The 17,994-nt window shown below is 73.4% G+C and carries 19 protein-coding genes; 9 read left to right on the forward strand and 10 right to left on the reverse strand.

Going from position 1 to position 17,994, the window contains the following annotated elements; all coding sequences use genetic code 11:
• Position 1 precedes the first annotated feature (1 nt).
• The 6 genes from ACFYWL_RS23780 to ACFYWL_RS23805 all read left to right on the forward strand — a co-directional run bounded on the left by ACFYWL_RS23780 (position 2) and on the right by ACFYWL_RS23805 (position 5,770).
• Positions 2-1,174, forward strand: a complete 1,173-nt coding sequence (locus ACFYWL_RS23780; RefSeq protein ID WP_386976397.1) for a 4-hydroxybenzoate 3-monooxygenase — start codon at positions 2-4, stop codon at positions 1,172-1,174.
• A gap of 224 nt (positions 1,175-1,398) precedes the next feature.
• Positions 1,399-2,361 carry an ABC transporter substrate-binding protein gene (locus ACFYWL_RS23785; protein WP_386976400.1) on the forward strand — a complete coding sequence of 321 codons (963 nt, stop codon included), beginning with the start codon at positions 1,399-1,401 and terminating at the stop codon, positions 2,359-2,361.
• 67 nt (positions 2,362-2,428) lie between these two features.
• On the forward strand, positions 2,429-3,229 hold the full coding sequence (locus tag ACFYWL_RS23790) for an ABC transporter permease (RefSeq protein WP_386976403.1): 801 nt from the start codon (positions 2,429-2,431) through the stop codon (positions 3,227-3,229).
• Entirely contained in the window at positions 3,226-4,050 is an 825-nt protein-coding gene (locus ACFYWL_RS23795; protein WP_386976406.1) for an ABC transporter permease, read from the forward strand. Before ACFYWL_RS23790 ends, ACFYWL_RS23795 begins: the two co-directional genes overlap by 4 nt.
• Complete coding sequence (locus ACFYWL_RS23800; RefSeq protein ID WP_386976409.1) at positions 4,043-4,855, forward strand: ABC transporter ATP-binding protein; 813 nt, start codon at positions 4,043-4,045, stop codon at positions 4,853-4,855. Before ACFYWL_RS23795 ends, ACFYWL_RS23800 begins: the two co-directional genes overlap by 8 nt.
• Before the next feature lie 27 nt (positions 4,856-4,882).
• Positions 4,883-5,770 (forward strand): PaaX family transcriptional regulator C-terminal domain-containing protein, encoded by an 888-nt coding sequence (locus ACFYWL_RS23805; protein WP_386976412.1) that lies wholly within the window; start codon positions 4,883-4,885, stop codon positions 5,768-5,770.
• Here the strand turns inward: ACFYWL_RS23805 and ACFYWL_RS23810 are convergent.
• Genes ACFYWL_RS23810 through ACFYWL_RS23825 form a run of 4 tightly spaced genes read right to left on the reverse strand, consistent with a single transcriptional unit; the run spans position 5,694 to position 9,581 of the window.
• Positions 5,694-7,223 (reverse strand): long-chain fatty acid--CoA ligase, encoded by a 1,530-nt coding sequence (locus ACFYWL_RS23810; RefSeq protein ID WP_386976415.1) that lies wholly within the window; start codon positions 7,221-7,223, stop codon positions 5,694-5,696. The genes ACFYWL_RS23805 and ACFYWL_RS23810 overlap by 77 nt on opposite strands.
• Before the next feature lie 55 nt (positions 7,224-7,278).
• Positions 7,279-7,731, reverse strand: a complete 453-nt coding sequence (locus tag ACFYWL_RS23815; protein ID WP_386976418.1) for a MaoC family dehydratase — start codon at positions 7,729-7,731, stop codon at positions 7,279-7,281.
• Positions 7,732-7,748: 17 nt separating this feature from the next.
• Positions 7,749-8,630, reverse strand: coding sequence for an amidohydrolase family protein (locus ACFYWL_RS23820; protein WP_386976421.1), 882 nt, complete (start codon positions 8,628-8,630; stop codon positions 7,749-7,751).
• Positions 8,631-8,654: 24 nt separating this feature from the next.
• The gene (locus ACFYWL_RS23825; RefSeq protein WP_386976424.1) at positions 8,655-9,581 is read right to left on the reverse strand and encodes an SDR family oxidoreductase; all 927 of its coding nucleotides are present in this window, start codon (positions 9,579-9,581) and stop codon (positions 8,655-8,657) included.
• An 83-nt stretch (positions 9,582-9,664) separates the two neighbouring features.
• Between ACFYWL_RS23825 and ACFYWL_RS23830 the strand changes: the two genes are divergently transcribed.
• A complete protein-coding gene (locus tag ACFYWL_RS23830; protein WP_386976427.1) occupies positions 9,665-10,144 on the forward strand; it encodes a MarR family winged helix-turn-helix transcriptional regulator in 480 nt (159 codons plus the stop codon).
• Positions 10,145-10,166: 22 nt separating this feature from the next.
• Here ACFYWL_RS23830 and ACFYWL_RS23835 read toward each other — a convergent pair whose 3' ends face one another.
• The 4 genes from ACFYWL_RS23835 to ACFYWL_RS23850 all read right to left on the reverse strand — a co-directional run bounded on the left by ACFYWL_RS23835 (position 10,167) and on the right by ACFYWL_RS23850 (position 14,007).
• On the reverse strand, positions 10,167-10,907 hold the full coding sequence (locus ACFYWL_RS23835; protein WP_386976430.1) for an IclR family transcriptional regulator: 741 nt from the start codon (positions 10,905-10,907) through the stop codon (positions 10,167-10,169).
• A 29-nt stretch (positions 10,908-10,936) separates the two neighbouring features.
• Positions 10,937-11,239, reverse strand: a complete 303-nt coding sequence (locus ACFYWL_RS23840; protein WP_386976433.1) for a 2Fe-2S iron-sulfur cluster-binding protein — start codon at positions 11,237-11,239, stop codon at positions 10,937-10,939.
• A complete protein-coding gene (locus ACFYWL_RS23845) occupies positions 11,236-12,279 on the reverse strand; it encodes a Rieske 2Fe-2S domain-containing protein (RefSeq protein WP_386976436.1) in 1,044 nt (347 codons plus the stop codon). The genes ACFYWL_RS23840 and ACFYWL_RS23845 overlap by 4 nt, the downstream gene beginning before the upstream one ends.
• A 207-nt stretch (positions 12,280-12,486) precedes the next feature.
• Positions 12,487-14,007 carry an endo-1,4-beta-xylanase gene (locus ACFYWL_RS23850; RefSeq protein WP_386976439.1) on the reverse strand — a complete coding sequence of 507 codons (1,521 nt, stop codon included), beginning with the start codon at positions 14,005-14,007 and terminating at the stop codon, positions 12,487-12,489.
• A gap of 345 nt (positions 14,008-14,352) precedes the next feature.
• Between ACFYWL_RS23850 and ACFYWL_RS23855 the strand changes: the two genes are divergently transcribed.
• Both ACFYWL_RS23855 and ACFYWL_RS23860 read left to right on the forward strand, forming a co-directional pair.
• On the forward strand, positions 14,353-14,832 hold the full coding sequence (locus tag ACFYWL_RS23855) for a GNAT family N-acetyltransferase (protein ID WP_386976442.1): 480 nt from the start codon (positions 14,353-14,355) through the stop codon (positions 14,830-14,832).
• 65 nt (positions 14,833-14,897) lie between these two features.
• Complete coding sequence (locus ACFYWL_RS23860; protein WP_386976445.1) at positions 14,898-15,752, forward strand: SMP-30/gluconolactonase/LRE family protein; 855 nt, start codon at positions 14,898-14,900, stop codon at positions 15,750-15,752.
• Between the two features lie 22 nt (positions 15,753-15,774).
• Here the strand turns inward: ACFYWL_RS23860 and ACFYWL_RS23865 are convergent, their stop codons facing one another.
• Positions 15,775-17,292, reverse strand: a complete 1,518-nt coding sequence (locus ACFYWL_RS23865) for a bifunctional 3-(3-hydroxy-phenyl)propionate/3-hydroxycinnamic acid hydroxylase (RefSeq protein ID WP_386976448.1) — start codon at positions 17,290-17,292, stop codon at positions 15,775-15,777.
• A gap of 172 nt (positions 17,293-17,464) precedes the next feature.
• A partial coding sequence (locus tag ACFYWL_RS23870) for an RICIN domain-containing protein (RefSeq protein ID WP_386976452.1) occupies positions 17,465-17,994 on the reverse strand: 530 nt, incomplete at its 5' end.

A 17,994-nucleotide genomic window follows, 5' to 3' on the forward strand; every position in this document is an offset into this window, starting at 1 on the left:
GATGCGTACCCAGGTCGGCATCGTCGGCGCCGGGCCGGCGGGGCTCATGCTGTCGCACCTGCTGCACCTGCGCGGGATCGAGTCGGTGGTGCTGGAGAGCCGCAGCCGCGACCACGTCGAGCACCGGGTCCGGGCCGGGGTCCTCGAACAGGGCTCGGTGGACCTGCTCTGCCGCACCGGCCTCGGCGAGCGGCTGCTGCGGGAGGGGCTGCGGCACGAGGGCATCGAGCTGCGCTTCGCCGGGGAGTCGCACCGGGTGCCGATGACGGAGCTGACCGGGCGGGCGATCACCGTCTACGGGCAGCAGGAGGTGGTCAAGGACCTGATCGCCGCCCGACTGGCGGCCGGTGGCTCGATCCTCTTCGAGGCCGACGCCGTGCGCCTGGCCGGCCTCGACTCCGACTCGCCGGTCGTCCACTTCCGCCGCGACGGGCGCGAGGAGGAGCTGCGCTGCGACTTCGTGGCCGGCTGCGACGGGTTCCACGGGGTGAGCCGACGCGCGGTGCCCGAGGGGGTGCTGACCACCTACGAGCGGACGTACCCGTTCGCCTGGCTGGGCGTCCTCGCCGCCGCCGCGCCGGCCGTGGCGGAGCTCGTCTACGCCCACCACGACCGGGGCTTCGCCCTCTACAGCATGCGCTCGCCCGAGATCTCCCGGCTCTACCTCCAGGTCGCGCCCGACGAGGACGTCGCCGCCTGGCCGGACGAGCGGATCTGGGCGGAGCTGCGGGCGCGGCTGGAGACGGTGCCGGGCTGGTCGCTCACCGAGGGGCCGATCCTGGAGAAGTCCGTCACCCCGATGCGCAGCTTCGTGGTCGAGCCGATGCGGTGGGAGCGGCTGTTCCTGGCCGGCGACGCCGTGCACATCGTCCCGCCCACCGGCGCGAAGGGCATGAACCTGGCCCTCGCCGACGTCGCGCTGCTCGGCGACGCCCTCGCCGCGTGGTACGACCGGGGCCGCACCGACCTGCTGGGGGCCTACTCGGCCACGGCGCTGCGCCGGGTCTGGCGGGCGCAGCACTTCTCCTGGTGGATGACCTCCATGCTGCACCGGCTGGAGCGCGACGACCCGTACGAGGCGAAGCTGCAGACCGCCACGCTGCGCTACGCCGCCACCTCCCGCGCCTACGCCACGAGCCTGGCCGAGAACTACGTGGGCCTGCCCGAGGTCTGACGGGAGCGACGCCGCCACAGCGGAGCGTTGTTCAACCGATTCATGACGGGCGTCAGAAATCATTGACATTCGATGCCCGGGTGGCTGACCATGGCCAGCACAGCGGCGTGCGTCCCCACGCGGCGGTCAGCTCACCCGCAGGTCCGAGGCATCCGACGACTTCCGACGCACCACCACCCCCGCGCCACCCCCGCCCAGGAAGGGCCTCGTCAATGAAGAAGGTCATGGCTCTCGGGCTGATCGCCGTCACCGCGATCGCCCTCACCGGATGCACCGACTCCGACGCGTCCACCCCGTCCGAGCAGACCTCGGGCGACCTGCGCAAGGTCCGGGTCGCGGCGCTGCCCATCACCGAGACCGCCGCGCTGTGGGGCGGCATCAAGGCGGGCCTCTTCGCCGAGCGCGGGCTCCAGGTCGAGGTGCTGCCCGCGCAGGGCGGCGCGCAGGCCATCCCCGCCCTGCGCAACGGCGACATCGACTTCGCCATCGGCCAGCCCTTCGGCCCGTTCCGGGCCGACCTGAGCAACCTCGGCGTCGTCATCATCGGCAACTACGCCTCCTCGTACGCCGAGGGCGACGACATCAACGCCGTGGTGGCCTCGGCGAGGTCCGGCATCAGGCGGCCGGCCGACCTCTCGGGCAGGCGGGTCTCGGTCAACAGCCTGGGCGCCGCCGGCGACGTGACGATCATGGCGGCGGTCGAGAAAGACGGCGGCGACCCGTCGAAGATCAAGTTCGTCGAGGTCGCCTTCCCGGACGCCCCGGCCCAACTGGCGGCGGGCAACATCGACGCCGCCTGGGTGCCGGAGCCCTTCGTCACCCAGCTCAAGAGCCGCGGCGACACCTTCGTCGTCGCGCCCTACCAGGCGGTCGTGCCCGGCCTGACCACCCTCACCACGATCACCACCGCCGACCGCACGGAGAAGGACGCCAGGCTGGTCGAGGACTTCTCGGCGGCCATGAAGAAGACCCTGGAGTGGGCCGAGGACCCCGCCAACGAGGCGGCCGTGCGGCAGGCCATCAAGGACAACCTCCAACTGCCGCCGCAGGTGGCCGAGTCGGTGCGGCTGCCGGCGTTCGGTTGGCAGCTCGACCGGTCGAGCCTGCAGACGCTCGCCGAACTCGCGCAGAAATACCAGGTGCTCGACCGGCAGCCCAACCTCGACCGCCTCATCCGCCAGCGGTAGCCGGCGTGATCGCGCCCCCCGCCCCGCGGCGGGGAGGGCTTCGCCGCCCCGCGACCACGGAGGTGACATGAGCGTCCGCACCACCCGACGGGCCCGGCCGCTGCGCCGGGCGCTGCTGGGCGTCGCCGGCCTGGCCGGGTTCCTCGCCGGCTGGCAGCTCGTCCCGGCCCTGGGCCTGATCGATCCGCAGTACCTGCCGTACGTCACGGACGTGCTGGCGCGGCTGGCCGAACAGCTCGTCGACCTCGCGTTCTGGCGGCGGCTGGGCGCCACCATGACGTCCTGGGCGATCGGCCTGACGGTGGCCACCTGCGCCGCCGTCGTCCTCGGCACCGTCGTCGGCCTGGCGCCGTTCCTGCGGCGCGCGACCCACACGACGGTCGAGTTCCTGCGGCCGATCCCGTCGGTCGCCCTCATCCCGCTCGCCGTGCTGATGTTCGGCATCCAGCGGCAGGCCGCCCTCGTCATCATCGTCTACGCGTCGTTCTGGCAGGTGTTCGTGCAGGTGATCTACGGCGTCGCCGACGTCGACGCGGTCGCCCGCGACACCGCCCGCAGCTTCGGCCTGACCCGCCGCGAGCGGCTGACGCACCTCGTCCTGCCGACCGCCCTGCCGTACCTGATGACGGGCCTGCGGCTGGCGGCGGCGGTCGCGCTCATCCTCGCCGTGACCGCGGAGATGGTGATCGGCAACCCCGGCCTCGGGCGCATGATCGAGCTGTCCCGCTCCGCCGGGGACGCCGTCGGCCTGTACGCCCTCGTCGTGGTCACCGGCCTGCTCGGGCTGACGGTGAACCTCGTCTTCCGGTTCGTCGAGCGCCGGACGCTGTCGTGGCACCAGTCCGTACGGGGGGAGGAGGCCGGATGACCGCCTACACCGGCCAAATCGCGACCACGCCGCGCCCCCGGGGCGCGGGGCACCGGCTCGCGGCGGGCCTCGGCCACGCGCTGGGGCTGCCGATGCTGCTCCTGGCGGCCTGGGGCGTGGTGGCGACGCGGGCGACGAGCGGCTTCTTCCCCGCCCCCTGGACGATCCTCGAAGCCTTCGCGGACACCTGGGTCGGCCCCGCGTTCGTCGAGGACGTGCTGCCGAGCCTCTACCGCCTCGGCCTCGGCGTCGTCGCGTCGATCGTGCTCGGCATCGCCGCCGGCACCGTCATCGGCCTGGCGCCCTGGCTGCGCGACCTCTTGGAGCCGCTGCTGGAGTTCCTCCGGGCGATCCCGCCGCCGGTGCTGATCCCGGTGGTCATGCTCCTGCTCGGCATCACCGACACCATGAAGGTGGCGGTGATCGTCTCCGGCGCGGTCTGGCCGATCCTGCTGAACACCGTCGAGGGGGTGCGGGCGACCGACAGCGTCATGACGGAGACAGCCCGGTCGTTCCGGGTCTCCTGGTGGCAGCGGCTCTGGTTCCTCGTGCTCCCCGCCGCCAGCCCACGGATCATGACCGGGGTCCGGCAGGCCCTGTCGGTCGCGCTCATCCTGATGGTCATCTCCGAGATGTTCGCCTCGTCGGCCGGGCTCGGCTACCGCATCGCCTACTTCCAGCGCAACTACCTCATCGCCGAGATGTGGAGCGGCATCCTCCTGCTCGGCGGGGTCGGCGTCCTGCTCGCCGTCGCCTTCGGTCTCGTCGAGCGACGCGTCCTGCGCTGGCACCACGGAATCAGGGAGGCCAACCGTGCCTGACCGGCGCACCCTGCTGCGGGTGGAGCACCTGCGCAAGGTCTACGAGTCCACGACGGGCAGCGTCGAGGCGATCGGGGACGTCAGCTTCACGATGGCGGCCGGCGAGCTCGTCTGCGTCGTCGGGCCGTCCGGGTGCGGCAAGACCACCCTCTTGAAGTGCCTCGCCGGCCTGCTGCGGCCCACCAGCGGCGTGGTCGAGATGGACGGCGCGCCGGTGACCGGCCCGAGCCCCGCCACGGCCGTCGTGTTCCAGGAGTACGGCCGCAGCCTCTATCCGTGGCTGACGGTGCGCGGCAACGTCGAGCTGCCGCTGCGGCACAAGAAGCTCTCCCGCGCGCAGCGGCACGGGCTGGTCGCCGACGCGCTCGACGCGGTGGGCCTGGCGCACGCCGCGCTCAGCCACCCGTGGCAGCTCTCCGGGGGGATGCAGCAGCGCGTGGCGATCGCGCGGGCCGTCGCGTACCAGCCCGAGGTCCTGATCATGGACGAGCCGTTCGCCGCGGTGGACGCGCAGACCCGGGCGGACCTGGAGGACCTGGTCCGCGAGCTGCACCGCAGCCGGGGGATGTCGATCGTCTTCGTCACCCACGACATCGACGAGTCGGTGTACCTGGGCCAGCGGGTCCTCGTGTTGTCCGGCTCGCCGACCCGGGTCCAGGAGGACCTCGCGATCGACCTGCCGCCGGAACGCGACCAGATCGGCACCCGCGCCCTGCCCCGCTTCACGCACCTGCGCACCCACGTCCACGGCGAGATCCGGCGGGCCAAGCGCGGGCAGGCCGCCGCCCCACGGCCCGCGCCGTGACGGCGGGGTCTGCGAGAGGATCGGGCTGTGGGTAGTCGTCAGCCGAAGCAACTGCTGCTCGCCTTCTTCGGCGAGCACGTCGTCGACGGCGCCACGGGGCCGATCCGGGCCAGCGTCCTGATCCAGGTGCTGGAGGGCGCGGGCGTCGCCGCGCCCGCGACGCGGGCGACCCTCGACCGTCTCGTGCGCAGCGGCATCCTCGCGCGCAGCCGCAGCGGCCGGGAGATCCTGTTCGCGCTGACCGAGCACGGCGTGGCGGTGCTACGGGAGGCGACCCACCGGGTTCGTGGGCCCCGGCCGTTCGACCCGCAGGGCAGCGGGTGGACCCTGGTCACCTTCTCGATCCCGGAGGACCAGCGGATGCTGCGGCACCGGCTGCGCTCGACGCTGACCTGGGAGGGCTTCGCGCCGCTGCGGGACGGGCTCTGGCTGGCGCCCGGCGAGGTCGACCTCGCCGGGTCGCTGGAGCCGCTGCGGCAGGACCTCCCGCCGCACGCCGTGGTCGCCTTCCACGCCCGCGAGCTGGCCGGCTTCCCGATCGGCGAGAGCGTCCGCGCCGCGTGGGACATCGAGGCGATCCGGCGCGCGCATCTGGCGTTCATCGACGTGTGGGACGATCCGGCCGCGCCGACGACGGCGCCGAGCGCCCTGACCGTGCGGACGATGCTGGTGGCCGACTGGCTCGCGCTGCTGCGTGCCGACCCGCGGCTGCCGGCCGAGTTCATGGACCCGCAGTGGCCGGCCACCCGGTCGGTGGAGACGTATCGGCGGGTGCACCGGGAGCTGGCCGAGGCGTCCGCGGCGGAGTTCGCCGAACTCGTCGCGGCCCGTGGCGCGGTCAGCCGCCGAAGCGGGCCCGCAGCTCGGCCTTCCGCACCTTCCCCGACGCCGTCCGCGGCAGCTCGTCCACGATGACGACGTTCTTCGGCAGCTTGTAGCGCGCGATCCGGCCGTCGAGGTGCGCGCGCACGGTGTCGGTGTCCACCCTCGCCCCCTCCCGCACGGTGACGACCGCCCACGGCACCTCCCCCCAGCGCTCGTCGGGCACCCCGATCACCGCCGCCGAGACCACCCCGTCGATCTCGCCGAGCAGGTGTTCGACCTCGGCCGGGTAGATGTTCTCGCCACCCGAGATGATCATGTCCTTGAGCCGGCCGGAGACGTAGAGGTAACCGTCGGCGTCCAGGTGGCCCAGGTCGCCGGAACGGAACCACCCGTCGTCGGTGAACGCCTCGGCGGTCGCCTCGGCGAGCCCGTGGTAGCCGGGGAAGACGTTGGGCCCGGCCACCTCGATCTCGCCGACCTCGCCGGTGGCCGCCGTCCGCCCGCTCGCGTCGGTGACCCGAACGTCGGTGAAGAAGTGCGGCAGGCCGACGCTGCCCTGCTTGGCGCGGGTCATCGCCGGCGGCAGCGCGGTCGCCCCCGGTGACGCCTCCGTCATGCCGTAACCCTGCGAGAACGACAGGCCCCGCGCCTCGTAGGCGTCGAGGACGCGCGCCGGCACTGCCGAGCCGCCGCAGGTGAGCTTCGCCAGCGTCGACAGGTCGGTCGAGGCCCAGGCGGGATGGTCGGCCAGCAACTGGTAGGTGGTCGGCACGCCGCTGAGCATCGTGACCCCGTGCCGCTCGATCTGCGCGAGCGCGCGGCCCGGATCGAAGCCCTTCTCGACGACCATGGTGGCCCCCTTGAGGATGACGGGCAGGGCGCCCATCCCCAGCGAGGCGACGTGGAACAGCGGGGAGATCATCAACGCCACGTCGGTCGAGACGACGTCGTAGTCGACCACGCAGTTGAGCGCGACCCAGGTGAGGTTGCCGTGGGTCAGCACCGCGCCCTTGGCCCGGCCGGTGGTGCCCGAGGTGTAGACGATCGCCGCCGGGTCCCGGTGGTCGGTGTCGACCGGGTCGGCGGACCCGGCGTCGGCGGCCCGCGCCAGGTCGGCCAGGCCCGGCCGGCCCGCGCCGCCCTCGCCGGTGACGATGACGTGCGGGGGCCGGGCGGCCGGCCCGGCGGCGGCCAGCGACGCCGCGAAGTCGGGGTCGTGGATCAGCACGCGCGCGCCGCTGTCGGCGAGGACGTGGCCGATCTCGGGCGGCGCGAGGCGGGTGTTGACCGGCACGAAGACCGCGCCGACCTGCGCCGCCCCGAACATCACCTGGAGGAACTCCGGGCTGTTCTCGCCCAGGTAGGCGACGGCGTCTCCCCTGCCGACGCCCCGCTGCCGCAGCACCGCCGAGACCCGGTCCACGGCGTCGGCGAACTGCCGGTACGTCACCGTCGCGCCCTCGCCGTGGACGAGGGCGACCTTGTCCGGGGACCTGAGCCGACGCTTGGCCGCCCAGGCGCCGATCCCGTGCTGGTGCATCATCAGTCTCCCCGGTGGTGGAGGTGGTGTGCTCACCCGGCCCGGCGGGCGCAGCGGCTCAGGCGTAGAAGCGGTACAGCCCGCGCGCGACGACCGCCGGCTTGGTCCCGCCCTCGATCTCGATCGTCTGGTCGACGACGAGCTGGTGGCCGCCGCGGACCTCGGTGACCTCGGCGACGGTGGCCCGCATGCGCACCCGCGCCCCGACCGCGACCGGGGCGGGGAAGCGCACCCGGTCGAGGCCGTAGTTCACCTTCGTGGTCACGCCCTTGACCTCCAGCAGCTCCGTCCAGAAGGGAACGGCCAGTGAGAGGGTGAGGAAGCCGTGCGCGATCGGCGCGCCGAACGGGCCGGTCCTGGCCCGCTCGGGGTCGACGTGGATCCACTGGTGGTCGTCGGTGGCGTCCGCGAACAGGTTGACCTGGTCCTGGCTGACCGTGCGGTAGCCGGTGCAGCCCAGGTCGACGCCGGCGAGGTCGGCCAGCCGCTCGTAGGTGATGGTCGTCGTCATGGCGCTTCCTCTCGTCGTCACCTGGCGAGGCCCAGCAGCCGGGCCGCGTTGTCCTTGAGGATGCCCGGGAGCACGTCCGGCCTGAGGTCGGTGGCCGCCACGTCGCGCAGCCAGCGGTCGGGGGTGAGCAGGGGGTAGTCGGTGCCGAAGAGGACCCGGCGCTTCAGCAACGAGTTGGCGTGGCGCACCAGCTCGGCCGGGAAGTACTTCGGGCTCCAGCCGGACAGGTCGATCCAGGTGTTGGGCTTGTGGGTGGCCACCGACAGCGCCTCGTCCTGCCAGGGCACCGAGGGGTGGGCCATGACGATCTGGAGGTCGGGGAAGTCGGCGGCGACCGGGTCGAGCAGCATCGGGTTCGACAGGCCGAGGCGCAGGCCGTGGCCGCCCGGCGCGCCGGCGCCGATGCCGGTCTGTCCGGTGTGGAAGATCGCCGGCACGCCGGCGCGTTCGATCAGGCCCCACAGCGGCGCGTACTCGTCGTGGCTGGGGTCGAAGCCCTGCACCGTGGGGTGGAACTTGAAGCCGCGCACGCCCTCCTGCTCGATCAGCCGGGCGGCGAGGTCGAGGGCCGCCGCGCCGGTGCGCGGGTCGACCGACCCGAAGGGGATGAGCACGTCGGCGTGCTCGGCCGCCGCGCGGGCGATCTCCGCGCTGGACAGCGGCGGATGCTTCAGTTGGGTGCGCGCGTCCACGGTGAAGACGACGGCGGCCATGCCGCGCTCGCGGTAGTACTGCGCCACCGCACCGACCGCGGGCCGCGGCCCGTCCGTCCTGAAGTACGCCGACGCCGCCGCCACCAGGGGCTCGGGCAGCGAGGCGTGGCCGTGGTCGTCGACCTCGATGTGGACGTGCATGTCGACGGCCGTGACGGCCTCGAGGTCGATCGCGGGCTGGTACATGGGGGCCAACCTTCGTCGGGCGGGTCAGGAGGTCGCGGGCCGGAACTCCTCGGGCAGCTCCGGGAAGCGCTCGCCGATGCTCTGCGCGGCCCCGGCGAACGTCGTCGGCCACGCCTGGCGCAGCGCGTCGTAGGTCCAGCCGCCCGCGCGGTAGGCCGTCAGCGCCGCCTCCGGGTGGGTCCAGATCTGGAGGCGGTCGCCGCCCACCCCGATCACCTGGCCGGTCACCGAGGCCGCCGCGGCGGAGCCGAGGAACGCGACGAGCCCGGCCACGTCGTCGGCCGTGCCGAACCCGAGGTCGTGCCGGAAGAAGGCGGGCATCGGCTCGCCGTTGGCCTCGGCCCGTACGGCGGCGGCGAAGTAGGGGATGGTGGCGGTCATCGCGGTCGCGGCGACCGGGACGACGACGTTGGCGGTGATGGCGTCCCGCCTGAGCTCCAGCGCCCAGGTGCGGACCATGCCGACGATGCCCGCCTTGGCGGCCGCGTAGTTGGTCTGGCCGAAGTTGCCCCGCTGCCCGGTGGGCGACCCGATGCAGATGATCCGGCCACCCTCGCCGGCCTGCCGCATGTGCCGCACCGCCTCGCGGGCGGTGGTGAACGTGCCGCGCAGGTGCACGTTGACGACGGTGTCGAAGTCGTCGTCGCTCATCTTCCACAGCACGGTGTCGCGCAGGACGCCGGCGTTGGTCACGAGGACGTCCAGGCGTCCGAAGTGCGCGACCGCCGCGGCGACGAGTTCCTGCGCGGTCTCGGTCGGGCCGACCGGCGCGACCACCGCGACGGCCCGGCCGCCGGACGCTCCGATGGCCGCGACGGCGTCGGCCGCGGCCCCGGCGTCGACGTCGTTGACCACGACGGAGGCCCCCCGCCGCGCCAGCTCCCGTGCGTAGGCGAGACCGAGGCCCCGCCCGGATCCGGTGACGATGGCGACTCTGCCGTCCAGTGACATGGATGCTCCTTCGCGTCGATGCCGATCTGAGCACGGTCCATTGATAAAGTCAATTATTGACAGAAGTTGCTACCATCGGCGGCATGTCGCCAACTGGGAAGACCCGGCCGACCGGACCCGACCGGCTGCGCGACAGCGCGCTCGCCGGCGACCTGAGCTTCCTGCTGGCCCGCGCCAACGCGCTCACCCTCGCGGCGGCGAACGCCGCCCTCGCCGAGCACGGGCTGAAGGCACGCTCCTACTCGGTGCTCGCGCTGGCCGCCGACGACGCCCGCCCCACCCAGCGGGAGCTCGCCGAGTTCCTCCGCCTCGATCCGAGCCAGGTCGTCGCCCTCATCGACGGGCTGGAGCGGCGTCGGCTGGTCGAGCGGCGCACCGACCCCGCCGACCGCCGCGCGAACGTGCTCGTCGCCACCGACGCCGGCCGGGCCCTGTTCGCCCGCGCCCAGGCGTCCGCGCGGGCCGTGGAGCTGGGCCTGCTGGCCGCCGTGCCGCCCGAGGACCACGAGCGGCTGGCCCACCTGCTGCGCACGGCCGCCGGGCTGGCCCGTCCGCTGCCGTGACCGGCCGCGCCGCGCCGGCCGATCAGCCCAGCGCCCGGGAGAGCACCCGGCCCGCCGCCCGCACCAGCGGGACCAGCGCCACCGGGTCGGCCCGGTCGTGGGCGACCACCAGCGAGATCGCCGCCACCACGCCCTCCGGCGCGCGGATCGGCGCGGCCACCGAGAGGGCGTCCATGGTGACCTGCCGGTCGCTGACCGCGTAGCCGGCCCGCCGCACGTCGGCCAGGCAGCGGCGCAACCGGCCCGGGTCGGTGACGGTCAGCTCGGTGTACCGTCGAAGCGGCGCGGCCAGCACCCGCTCCTGCACCTCGGCGGGCGCGTGTGCGAGCAGGACCAGCCCGACACCGGTGGCGTGCAACGCGAAGCGGCCACCCACCCGGGTGAGCACCGGCACCGCGTGCCGCCCGGCGATCCGTTCGATGAAGACGAGTTCGAGGTCCTGCCGGACGGCGAGCTGGACGTTCTCGTGGGTCACCTCGTACAGGTCCTCCATGACCGGCAGGGCCACCTCCCGCAGCCCCAGACCCCGGGGAGCGAGCGAGCCCACCTCCCACAGCCGCAGGCCGATCCGGTAGCGCCCGTCGTCGCCGCGCTCCAGCGCCCCCCACGCGAGGAGTTCCGCGGCCCGCCGGTGCGCGGTGGGCAACGGCAGCCCCGCGCGGCGGGCCAGCTCGGTCAGGGTCAACGCCGGGCTGGCCGGGCTGAACGCGGCGAGCAGCGCCAGCGCCCGCCCCGTCACCGACCGTCCCGGTTGCCCGCGCACCCCGCCATCATCCCGCCCGCGCCGGCCGGTCACAGCTCCAGCACGAGCTTGGGCGTACGGGCCCAGGAGACGCAGATCAGCATGGTGTCCCCGGCGGCCCGCTCCCGCTCGGTGAGCAGGCTGTCGCGGTGCTCGGGCACCCCGGCGAGCACCGGGGTCTCGCAGGTGCCGCAGGTGCCCTCCCGACAGGACGAGAGGACCTGCACGCCGGCCTCCTCCACCGCGCGCAGGATCGGCGTGCCCGGCGGCACGGTCACCGTCCGCCCGGAGAGCGCGAGCTCGACCTCGATCGCCGTGTCCGCACCGCCGGCCGGGTCGGGCGAGGCGGTCACCGGGGCGCTCCCGCCGTCCCCGGCCCGACCATCCGGGCCAGCAGCCGCCGGGCGGCCAGGCCGCCGACGTCGATGTTGACGCTCAGCTCCTGGTAACGGTCCGGCTCGGCCGCGATCACCCGCTCCAGGACGTCGAGGGCCGCCACGTCCTGCATGACCACTGTGTGGTTGCTGTGGTGCAGATACTCGTCGACCGACTCGTCGTCGACCGCGAAGTCGCGCGCCACCGCCCAGAAGTCGTACGTGGTGTGCTCGGTCGACGGCGTGATGGCGTACACGATCTCGGCGTGGAAGGCCCCGCTGTCCTCGCCCTCGGCGGGCGGGAGGACGCCCTGCGGCGCGATCCGGCTGTGCAGCAGGTAGAGGCACGGCGGGTGGTACTCGATGTCCTGCCACCGGGTGATCCGGCCCCGGATCCCGGTCGAACGCGCGTAGAACGGCGGGCACTCGGCGTCGTCCATGTGCCGGCTGACCCGGACGACGCCCCGGTCCTCGTCCACCTCGGTGGTGATCGGGGTCTCCGCCACCTCCGGCGTGCCGATGTAGCCGCCGTGCAGGTAGGTCTCGTGCGACAGGTCCATCAGGTTGTCCACCAGCAGGCCGTACCGCGCGTTCAGCGACGCCATGCCGCGCACCACCGCGTACCGGGGGTCGGCCAGCCACGGCGCGCGGGGGATCGCGGCCGGATCGGCCCGCTCCCGGTCGCCGACCCACACCCAGACGAAGGAGTCCTGCTCCACCACCGGGTACGCGGCGACCCGCGCGGTGCGCGGGATGCGCTGCTGCCCCGGCACGAAGACGCACGCGCCGGTCGGGTCGTAGGTGAAGCCGTGGTACCCGCAGACGATCGCGTCCCCGTCGAGGCGGCTCTCCGACAGCGGGTACCGCCGGTGCACGCACCGGTCGGCGAGCGCCACCGCCGCCCCGGCTTCGGTGCGGTACAGCACGAGTGGCTCACCGAGCACCGTGCGGGCGAGCAGGTCCCGCCCGACCTCGCCGCCGTAGGCCGCCACGTACCACTGGTCACGGGCGAACGCCATGCGACCGGCCCCCTCCCGAAATAGCATCGATGGAGCCGAATCTTCCCGCGCGGTGTCCAGGACGGGGAACCGGCGCTTTCACTGAGTGGAAGCACGGGCCCGCGGCCCCCGGCCCGCTGCGCGGCCAGCGGCCGGCACCGGGTGAAGTCCCCGGGGCCGGCCGCTGGCCGAATCAGCGCCTCGCCCGTGCTGGACGGGCGGCGGTGCTCAGGAGGCGGTGCACACCGGGGTCAGGCCGGAGGCCGTTCCGGTGCCCTGGAAGCCGAACTCGGTGTACTGGCCGGCGTTCACCGCGCCGTTGTAGCTGACGTTGCCGAACTGCACGGTGCCGCTGGCGCCGCTGGCGGTGGCGCTCCAGGTGTTGGTCACCGTGGTCCCGGCCGGCAGGGTGACCTGGACGCTCCAGCCCCCGATCGGCGAGGCGCCGGCGGTCACCCGCACGGTGGCGACGAAGCCCCCGGTCCAGGAGTTCAGCGAGACCGTGGCCGAGCAGCCTGCGGAGGGCGGGGGCGTGGTCGGCGGCGGGGTGGTCGGCGGAGGCGTGGTGGGCGGCGGGGTGGTGGGCGGGGGCGTCGTGGGCGGGGGCGTGGTCGGCGGAGGCGTGGTCGTCGGCGGGGTGGTGGTGCGACCCTTGTTCAGCTCGTCGAGGACCGCGTGGTAGGCGGCCTTCTTCTGGTAGTTGCCGTTGCCGCCGGTGAACAGCAGGCCCCGCTCGGAGGAGCGCCACGACTCGCTGTCGGAGATGCCCCAGACGGTGATGCCGGTGCACTTGGAGACGTTCAGGCAGGCCCGCACGACCTTGCGGTAGTTCTCCGCCTGGCCCGCGCCGATGTCGTTGTTGCTCAGGTCGTCGTCGATGTCCACCTCGGAGAGGTGCACCTCGACCCCGAGGTCGGCGAAGCGCTGGATGTTGGCCTGGAGGTCGTTGGTGATGATGCTGTTCGGGTTGTCGTTGAAGTGCGACTGGAACCCGACGCAGTCGATGTACTGCCGGTAGTTGCGGACGATGTCGTACAGGGCGTTGGCCTTGCGGTTCGGGCCGCCGCCCTGCACCGTCAGGCCCTCGACGTCGTAGTCGTTGATGCAGAGTTTGGTGGAGTACCCGCCGGCCTGCACGACCTGCTTGGCCCGGATGAACGAGTCGCGGATGACGTCGGTGTCCCCGGCGTCGAAGAAGTCGCCGTCGCCGTTGGCGTCCCGGTTCATGGTGTGCGGCCACTGGTTCCGACGCCGGCCGGTGTTGTTGTCCTCCAGGGCCTCGTTGACGACGTCCCAGTAGGCGATCTTGCTGCCCCAGCGGTTGATGGCGTTGCCGATGAAGGTGTTCAGCGTCGCCTGGCTGGCGCCCTGGAGCGCGCCGGCCTGCGAGTGCCACACCAACGTGTGCCCCCGGACCAGCATGTTGTTGCTCTGGGCGTGGTTGACCAGAGTGTCCGCGCCGCCGGTGTTCTGCAACCCACCGCTCGACGTGGCGATCCGGTCCGGCTTCATGTCGTTCTCGGGGGTCAGTTGGTTGAATTCCTGACCGACGATCGGGTAGAGCCGGTTGGGTGAGGCGGCGACGCCGAAGAACAGCCCCGCCTTGGCCGCCGCGGCCCGCAGCGTCGTCTCGGCCGCAGCGGCAGGGGCGGTGGACTGGACCGCCACCGCGCCGCTCACCAGCAACAACACCGCCGCCGGCAGGGCGGTTCTCGTCAGTCTCTTTCGCTGTCTCGGGCTGCCGTTCACGGGCCCTCCTTGAGGCACGCCGCCAATGATCGAAGTTCATGTATCAACATCGGAGGGCCAGTATCGATACCGGCCGACCACAGTGTCAACAACTTCCGGAAATATTTCGGAAACCTCGACGAGGGCGCGACGGGCCGTCCGGAACGCGTACGTGCAGGTAGGCGAGCAGCGCGACCAGCCCGTCGGGCTCCGCTAAGGGGCCGACATCCCCCCGACTCCCCCGCTCGCAGCAGAAGTACCGAAACATTCGAAACCACGGGATCCCCGGTACGCCGACGGTCTGCCGCCCGGCCGCGCCGCGAAAATGCGTTGCTCACCGCCGTACGGATCGCAAGGCTGCACCGGATGGGGACAGAGCCTGCGCACGAACGCCCGGTCCGGCCGGCGACGGCGTCCGACGCCGACCTGGTGGCCGAGATGCTGGACGCCTTCAACCGCGAGTTCGACACCGCGACGCCGGGGCCGCGGGTCCTCGCCGACCGGCTGCGGCAACTCCTCGTCGGAGAGCACTTCCTGGTGCTGCTCGGCGGTGACCCTGCCGTCGGGGTGGCGGTGCTCTCCTTCCGGCCCAGCCTCTGGTACGCCGGCCCGGTGGCCACCCTCGACGAGCTCTACGTGCGCCCAGGGTCGCGCGGACAGCGGTATGGTCACGCCCTGCTGGAGGCCGCCTGCCGGCTGGCCCGCGAACGCGGCGCCGGATCACTGGAGATCAACGTCGACGGCGAGGACGTCGACGCCCGCCGCTTCTACGAGGCGCACGGCTTCACCAACGTCGAGCCCGGGGCGCCCGAGCCGATGTTCTACTACTATCGCGACCTGGACTGACCCGGGGCGATCCCGACGCCGGCACGCGACCGTCCGCCTGTCCGCCTGTCCGCAGAGGAGTTTCGATGGCCGCCGTCGAGCAGGTCACCCCGCCGGTCGCCGGGCACGGGGAGGGGCCGGTGTGGTGCCCGGCCGACCAGCGGCTGCGGTGGGTCGACATGCTGGTCGGGGACGTCCTCGCGCTGGACCCGGCGACCGGCGTCGTCACCCGCCGGCACGTCGCCCCGGTGGTCGCGGCCCTGCGCCCGAGATCCGCCGGTGGACTGGTCGCCGCCGTCGAGCGGGGCTTCGCGCTGCTGCGGGACGACTCGGTGGAACTGCTGCCCGACGTCTGGTCGGACCCGTCGATCCGCATGAACGACGGGGCGTGCGATCCCCTCGGGCGCTTCTACTGCGGCTCGATGGCGTACGACGCGGCGCCGGGGCGGGCCGCGTTGCACCGGCTCGACGCCGACGGCACGGTCGAGACGGTGCTCACCGGGCTCACCGTCTCCAACGGGCTGGCCTGGACCCGGGACGGCGGCACCGCCTGGTACGTCGACTCGGCCACCCAACGGATCGACGCCTTCGCCTTCGACCTGGCGACCGGTGGCCTGCGCGACCGGCGGCCGGTGGTGGCGGTGCCGCCGACGGTGGGCACGCCCGACGGGCTCTGCCTCGACAGCGAGGGCGGCGCGTGGGTCGCCCTGTGGGACGGGGGCGCCGTCCACCGGTACGCGCCGGACGGCCGTCTCACCGCCGTCGTGGAACTGCCGGTCCGGCGGCCCACGGCGTGCACGTTCGGCGGCCCCGACCACGCGGACCTCTACGTCACGTCCTCGCGGCTGGGCCTGCCCGCCGACGACCCCTCCCCGGCGGGCGCGCTGTTCCGGTTCCGCCCCGAGGTGCCCGGCTTTCCGGACCATCCCTTCGCCGGCTGAACCCACGCTCCATCGGGGCCGGTCACACCCCGCTGGCCGGCGGTGGCCCGGGCAGGGATCGGCAGAGGCTGGCCAGTTGCCTGCCGGCAGCCAGGACCGTGCCGTCGGGGCGGACGACAGCCGCCCGCGCACGGACTCCGGTCAGCCACCGGTGCAGTTCGCTGCCCGGCGGGGCGCCGACGACGACGGCTCCCCGGCGCGTCAGCTCGGCCCGTTGCTCCGCCGACGGCTCGGTGCAGGTGACGATCGCGAACCGGCCCGCCGCCACGTCGTCGAAGCGGAGGCCGCCGCCGAGGACGGCGTTGGGGCACAGCCGGCCCGCGACGCCGCGGCGCAGCCGGGGCCGCCGCACGAGGGCGGACCGGCGCAGCGCGGGCGTCTCGCTGTCCGTGGCGAGGCGTTGCAGGCCGGGCACGAGGCGCAGGCGCGGCGTCACCACCCGGCGGACGAGGTCTCCCCACCGGCCGCCGGCCGTCATGGCGATGCCGATCAGCTTCGCCAGCCTGATCATGGCGCTGGCGTGCTGCCGGCGTTCGATCTCGTAGGTGTCGAGGACGCTCTCGGGCAGGCTCGCGTCGAGCACACCGGCCAGCTTCCAGGCGAGGTTCATGGCGTCGCGCAGCCCGGCGCCCAGGCCCTGGCCGATGAACGGTGGGGTGAGGTGGGCGGCGTCGCCGAGCAGGAAGATCCGCCGGTCGCGCCACCGGTCGGCGACCTGCGCGCGGAAGGTGTACTCGGCCACCCGGACGACCGCCAGCTCCGCGACGGGGATCTTCCCCGTCCACGGGGCGACCAGGGGGTGCAGGCGGGCCGGGTCGCGGAAGTCGGCGGCGGCCTCGCCGGGCGCCAGCAGGAACTCCCAGCGGTGGCGGGTCCGGCCGACCCGCAGGTACGTGCCGGCGCGGGCCGGGTCGCAGAGCTGGTGCACGCCCTCCCAGTGGCCGAGGTCGACCTCGGCGGCCACGTCGACGACGAGCCAGCGTTGGGTGAACCCCAGGTCGCGCATGCCGACGCCGATCGCGGCCCGGGTCGACCCGTTGGCGCCGTCGCAGCCCAGGACGTAGGCCGCGCGGACGGTGTCGCGGGCGTCGGTGACCGTGTCGGTGACGCTCACCTCGACGCCGTCGGCGTCCTGGGTCAGCGCGGTCACCTCGGCGTTGCCGCGCAGGGTGGCGCTGCCGTGCCGGCCGAGGTTGCGGCGGAGGATCGCCTCCAGCTCCGGCTGGTCGAACAGGCTTCCCTGCGGGTAGCCGTGCCGGCCCGGCGTCACGTCGCGGGGGAACTCGGCGAGCACCCGCAAGCTCCGGTCGACCAGGCGCAGGCCCCGGTGCGGCCGGGAGATGGCGGCGAACTCCTCCCGCAGCCCCAGCCGGGCGAGGATGCGGTGCACCTCGTCGTCGAGGGCGACCGCGCGGGGCAGCGGATACGCCGCTGCCCTCCGTTCCAGGACCAGGCACTCCACGCCGTACCCGGCGAGCAGCGTCGCGGCGGTGAGCCCGGTGGGCCCCGCGCCGACGATGACGACCGGGACCGCGGTCACTGCGCCGCCGGCATCGTGCGGGCTGCCCGCCGTCGGGCCGGCGCGTGTCGAGCGCCCGATACGTCCACGAAGATCACATTACCCGGGCACCGCGCCCGCCGGCTTCCGCCGGCGCGGTGGACCCGCCTCCCGCAGCCGCGACGGCGGATGACGGGAGGCGGGTCTCAGGCCGTCAGGCGCGGGACCACTGCATGCTGGTCGCGGAGCCGCAGGTCCGCTGCTCCAGGGCCGCGCCCGGGGTGGTCGAGCCGCCGACCACGTTGAGGCACTTGTTGCTGTTGAGGTTGACCAGCTGGTAGTAGCCGTCGCCGGTCGAGCGCCAGGTGAAGGTCTGGTTGGCCCCACCGTGGCAGGTGTACTGGACGATCTGCGCGCCGTCCGCGGTCGACGCGTTGACCACGTCGGCGCACTTTCCGCTGTTGACGCTCTGGAGGGTGACGTTGCCGTTGCCGGCGTCGTTGAACCTCCACTGCTGCCAGGCGTTGCCGTTGCTCGTCCACTGGCCGATGACGGCCAGGTCGTTGAGGTTGGGCGCCTGCACGTCCATGACCTGGCCGCTGTTGCGGTTGGTGACGCGGTAGGACGTGGTGGTGCTGGCGCCAGCGGTGAACTGCCACCAGTTGAGGTTGAACAGGTTGCCGCTGCCGCCGACGAACCGCAGGTACAGGTCCTGGGTGCCGGTCGCGCCGCTCACCGGACACG

This window comes from Micromonospora sp. NPDC002575, from assembly GCF_042889525.1.
GTDB lineage: Bacteria > Actinomycetota > Actinomycetes > Mycobacteriales > Micromonosporaceae > Micromonospora > Micromonospora carbonacea.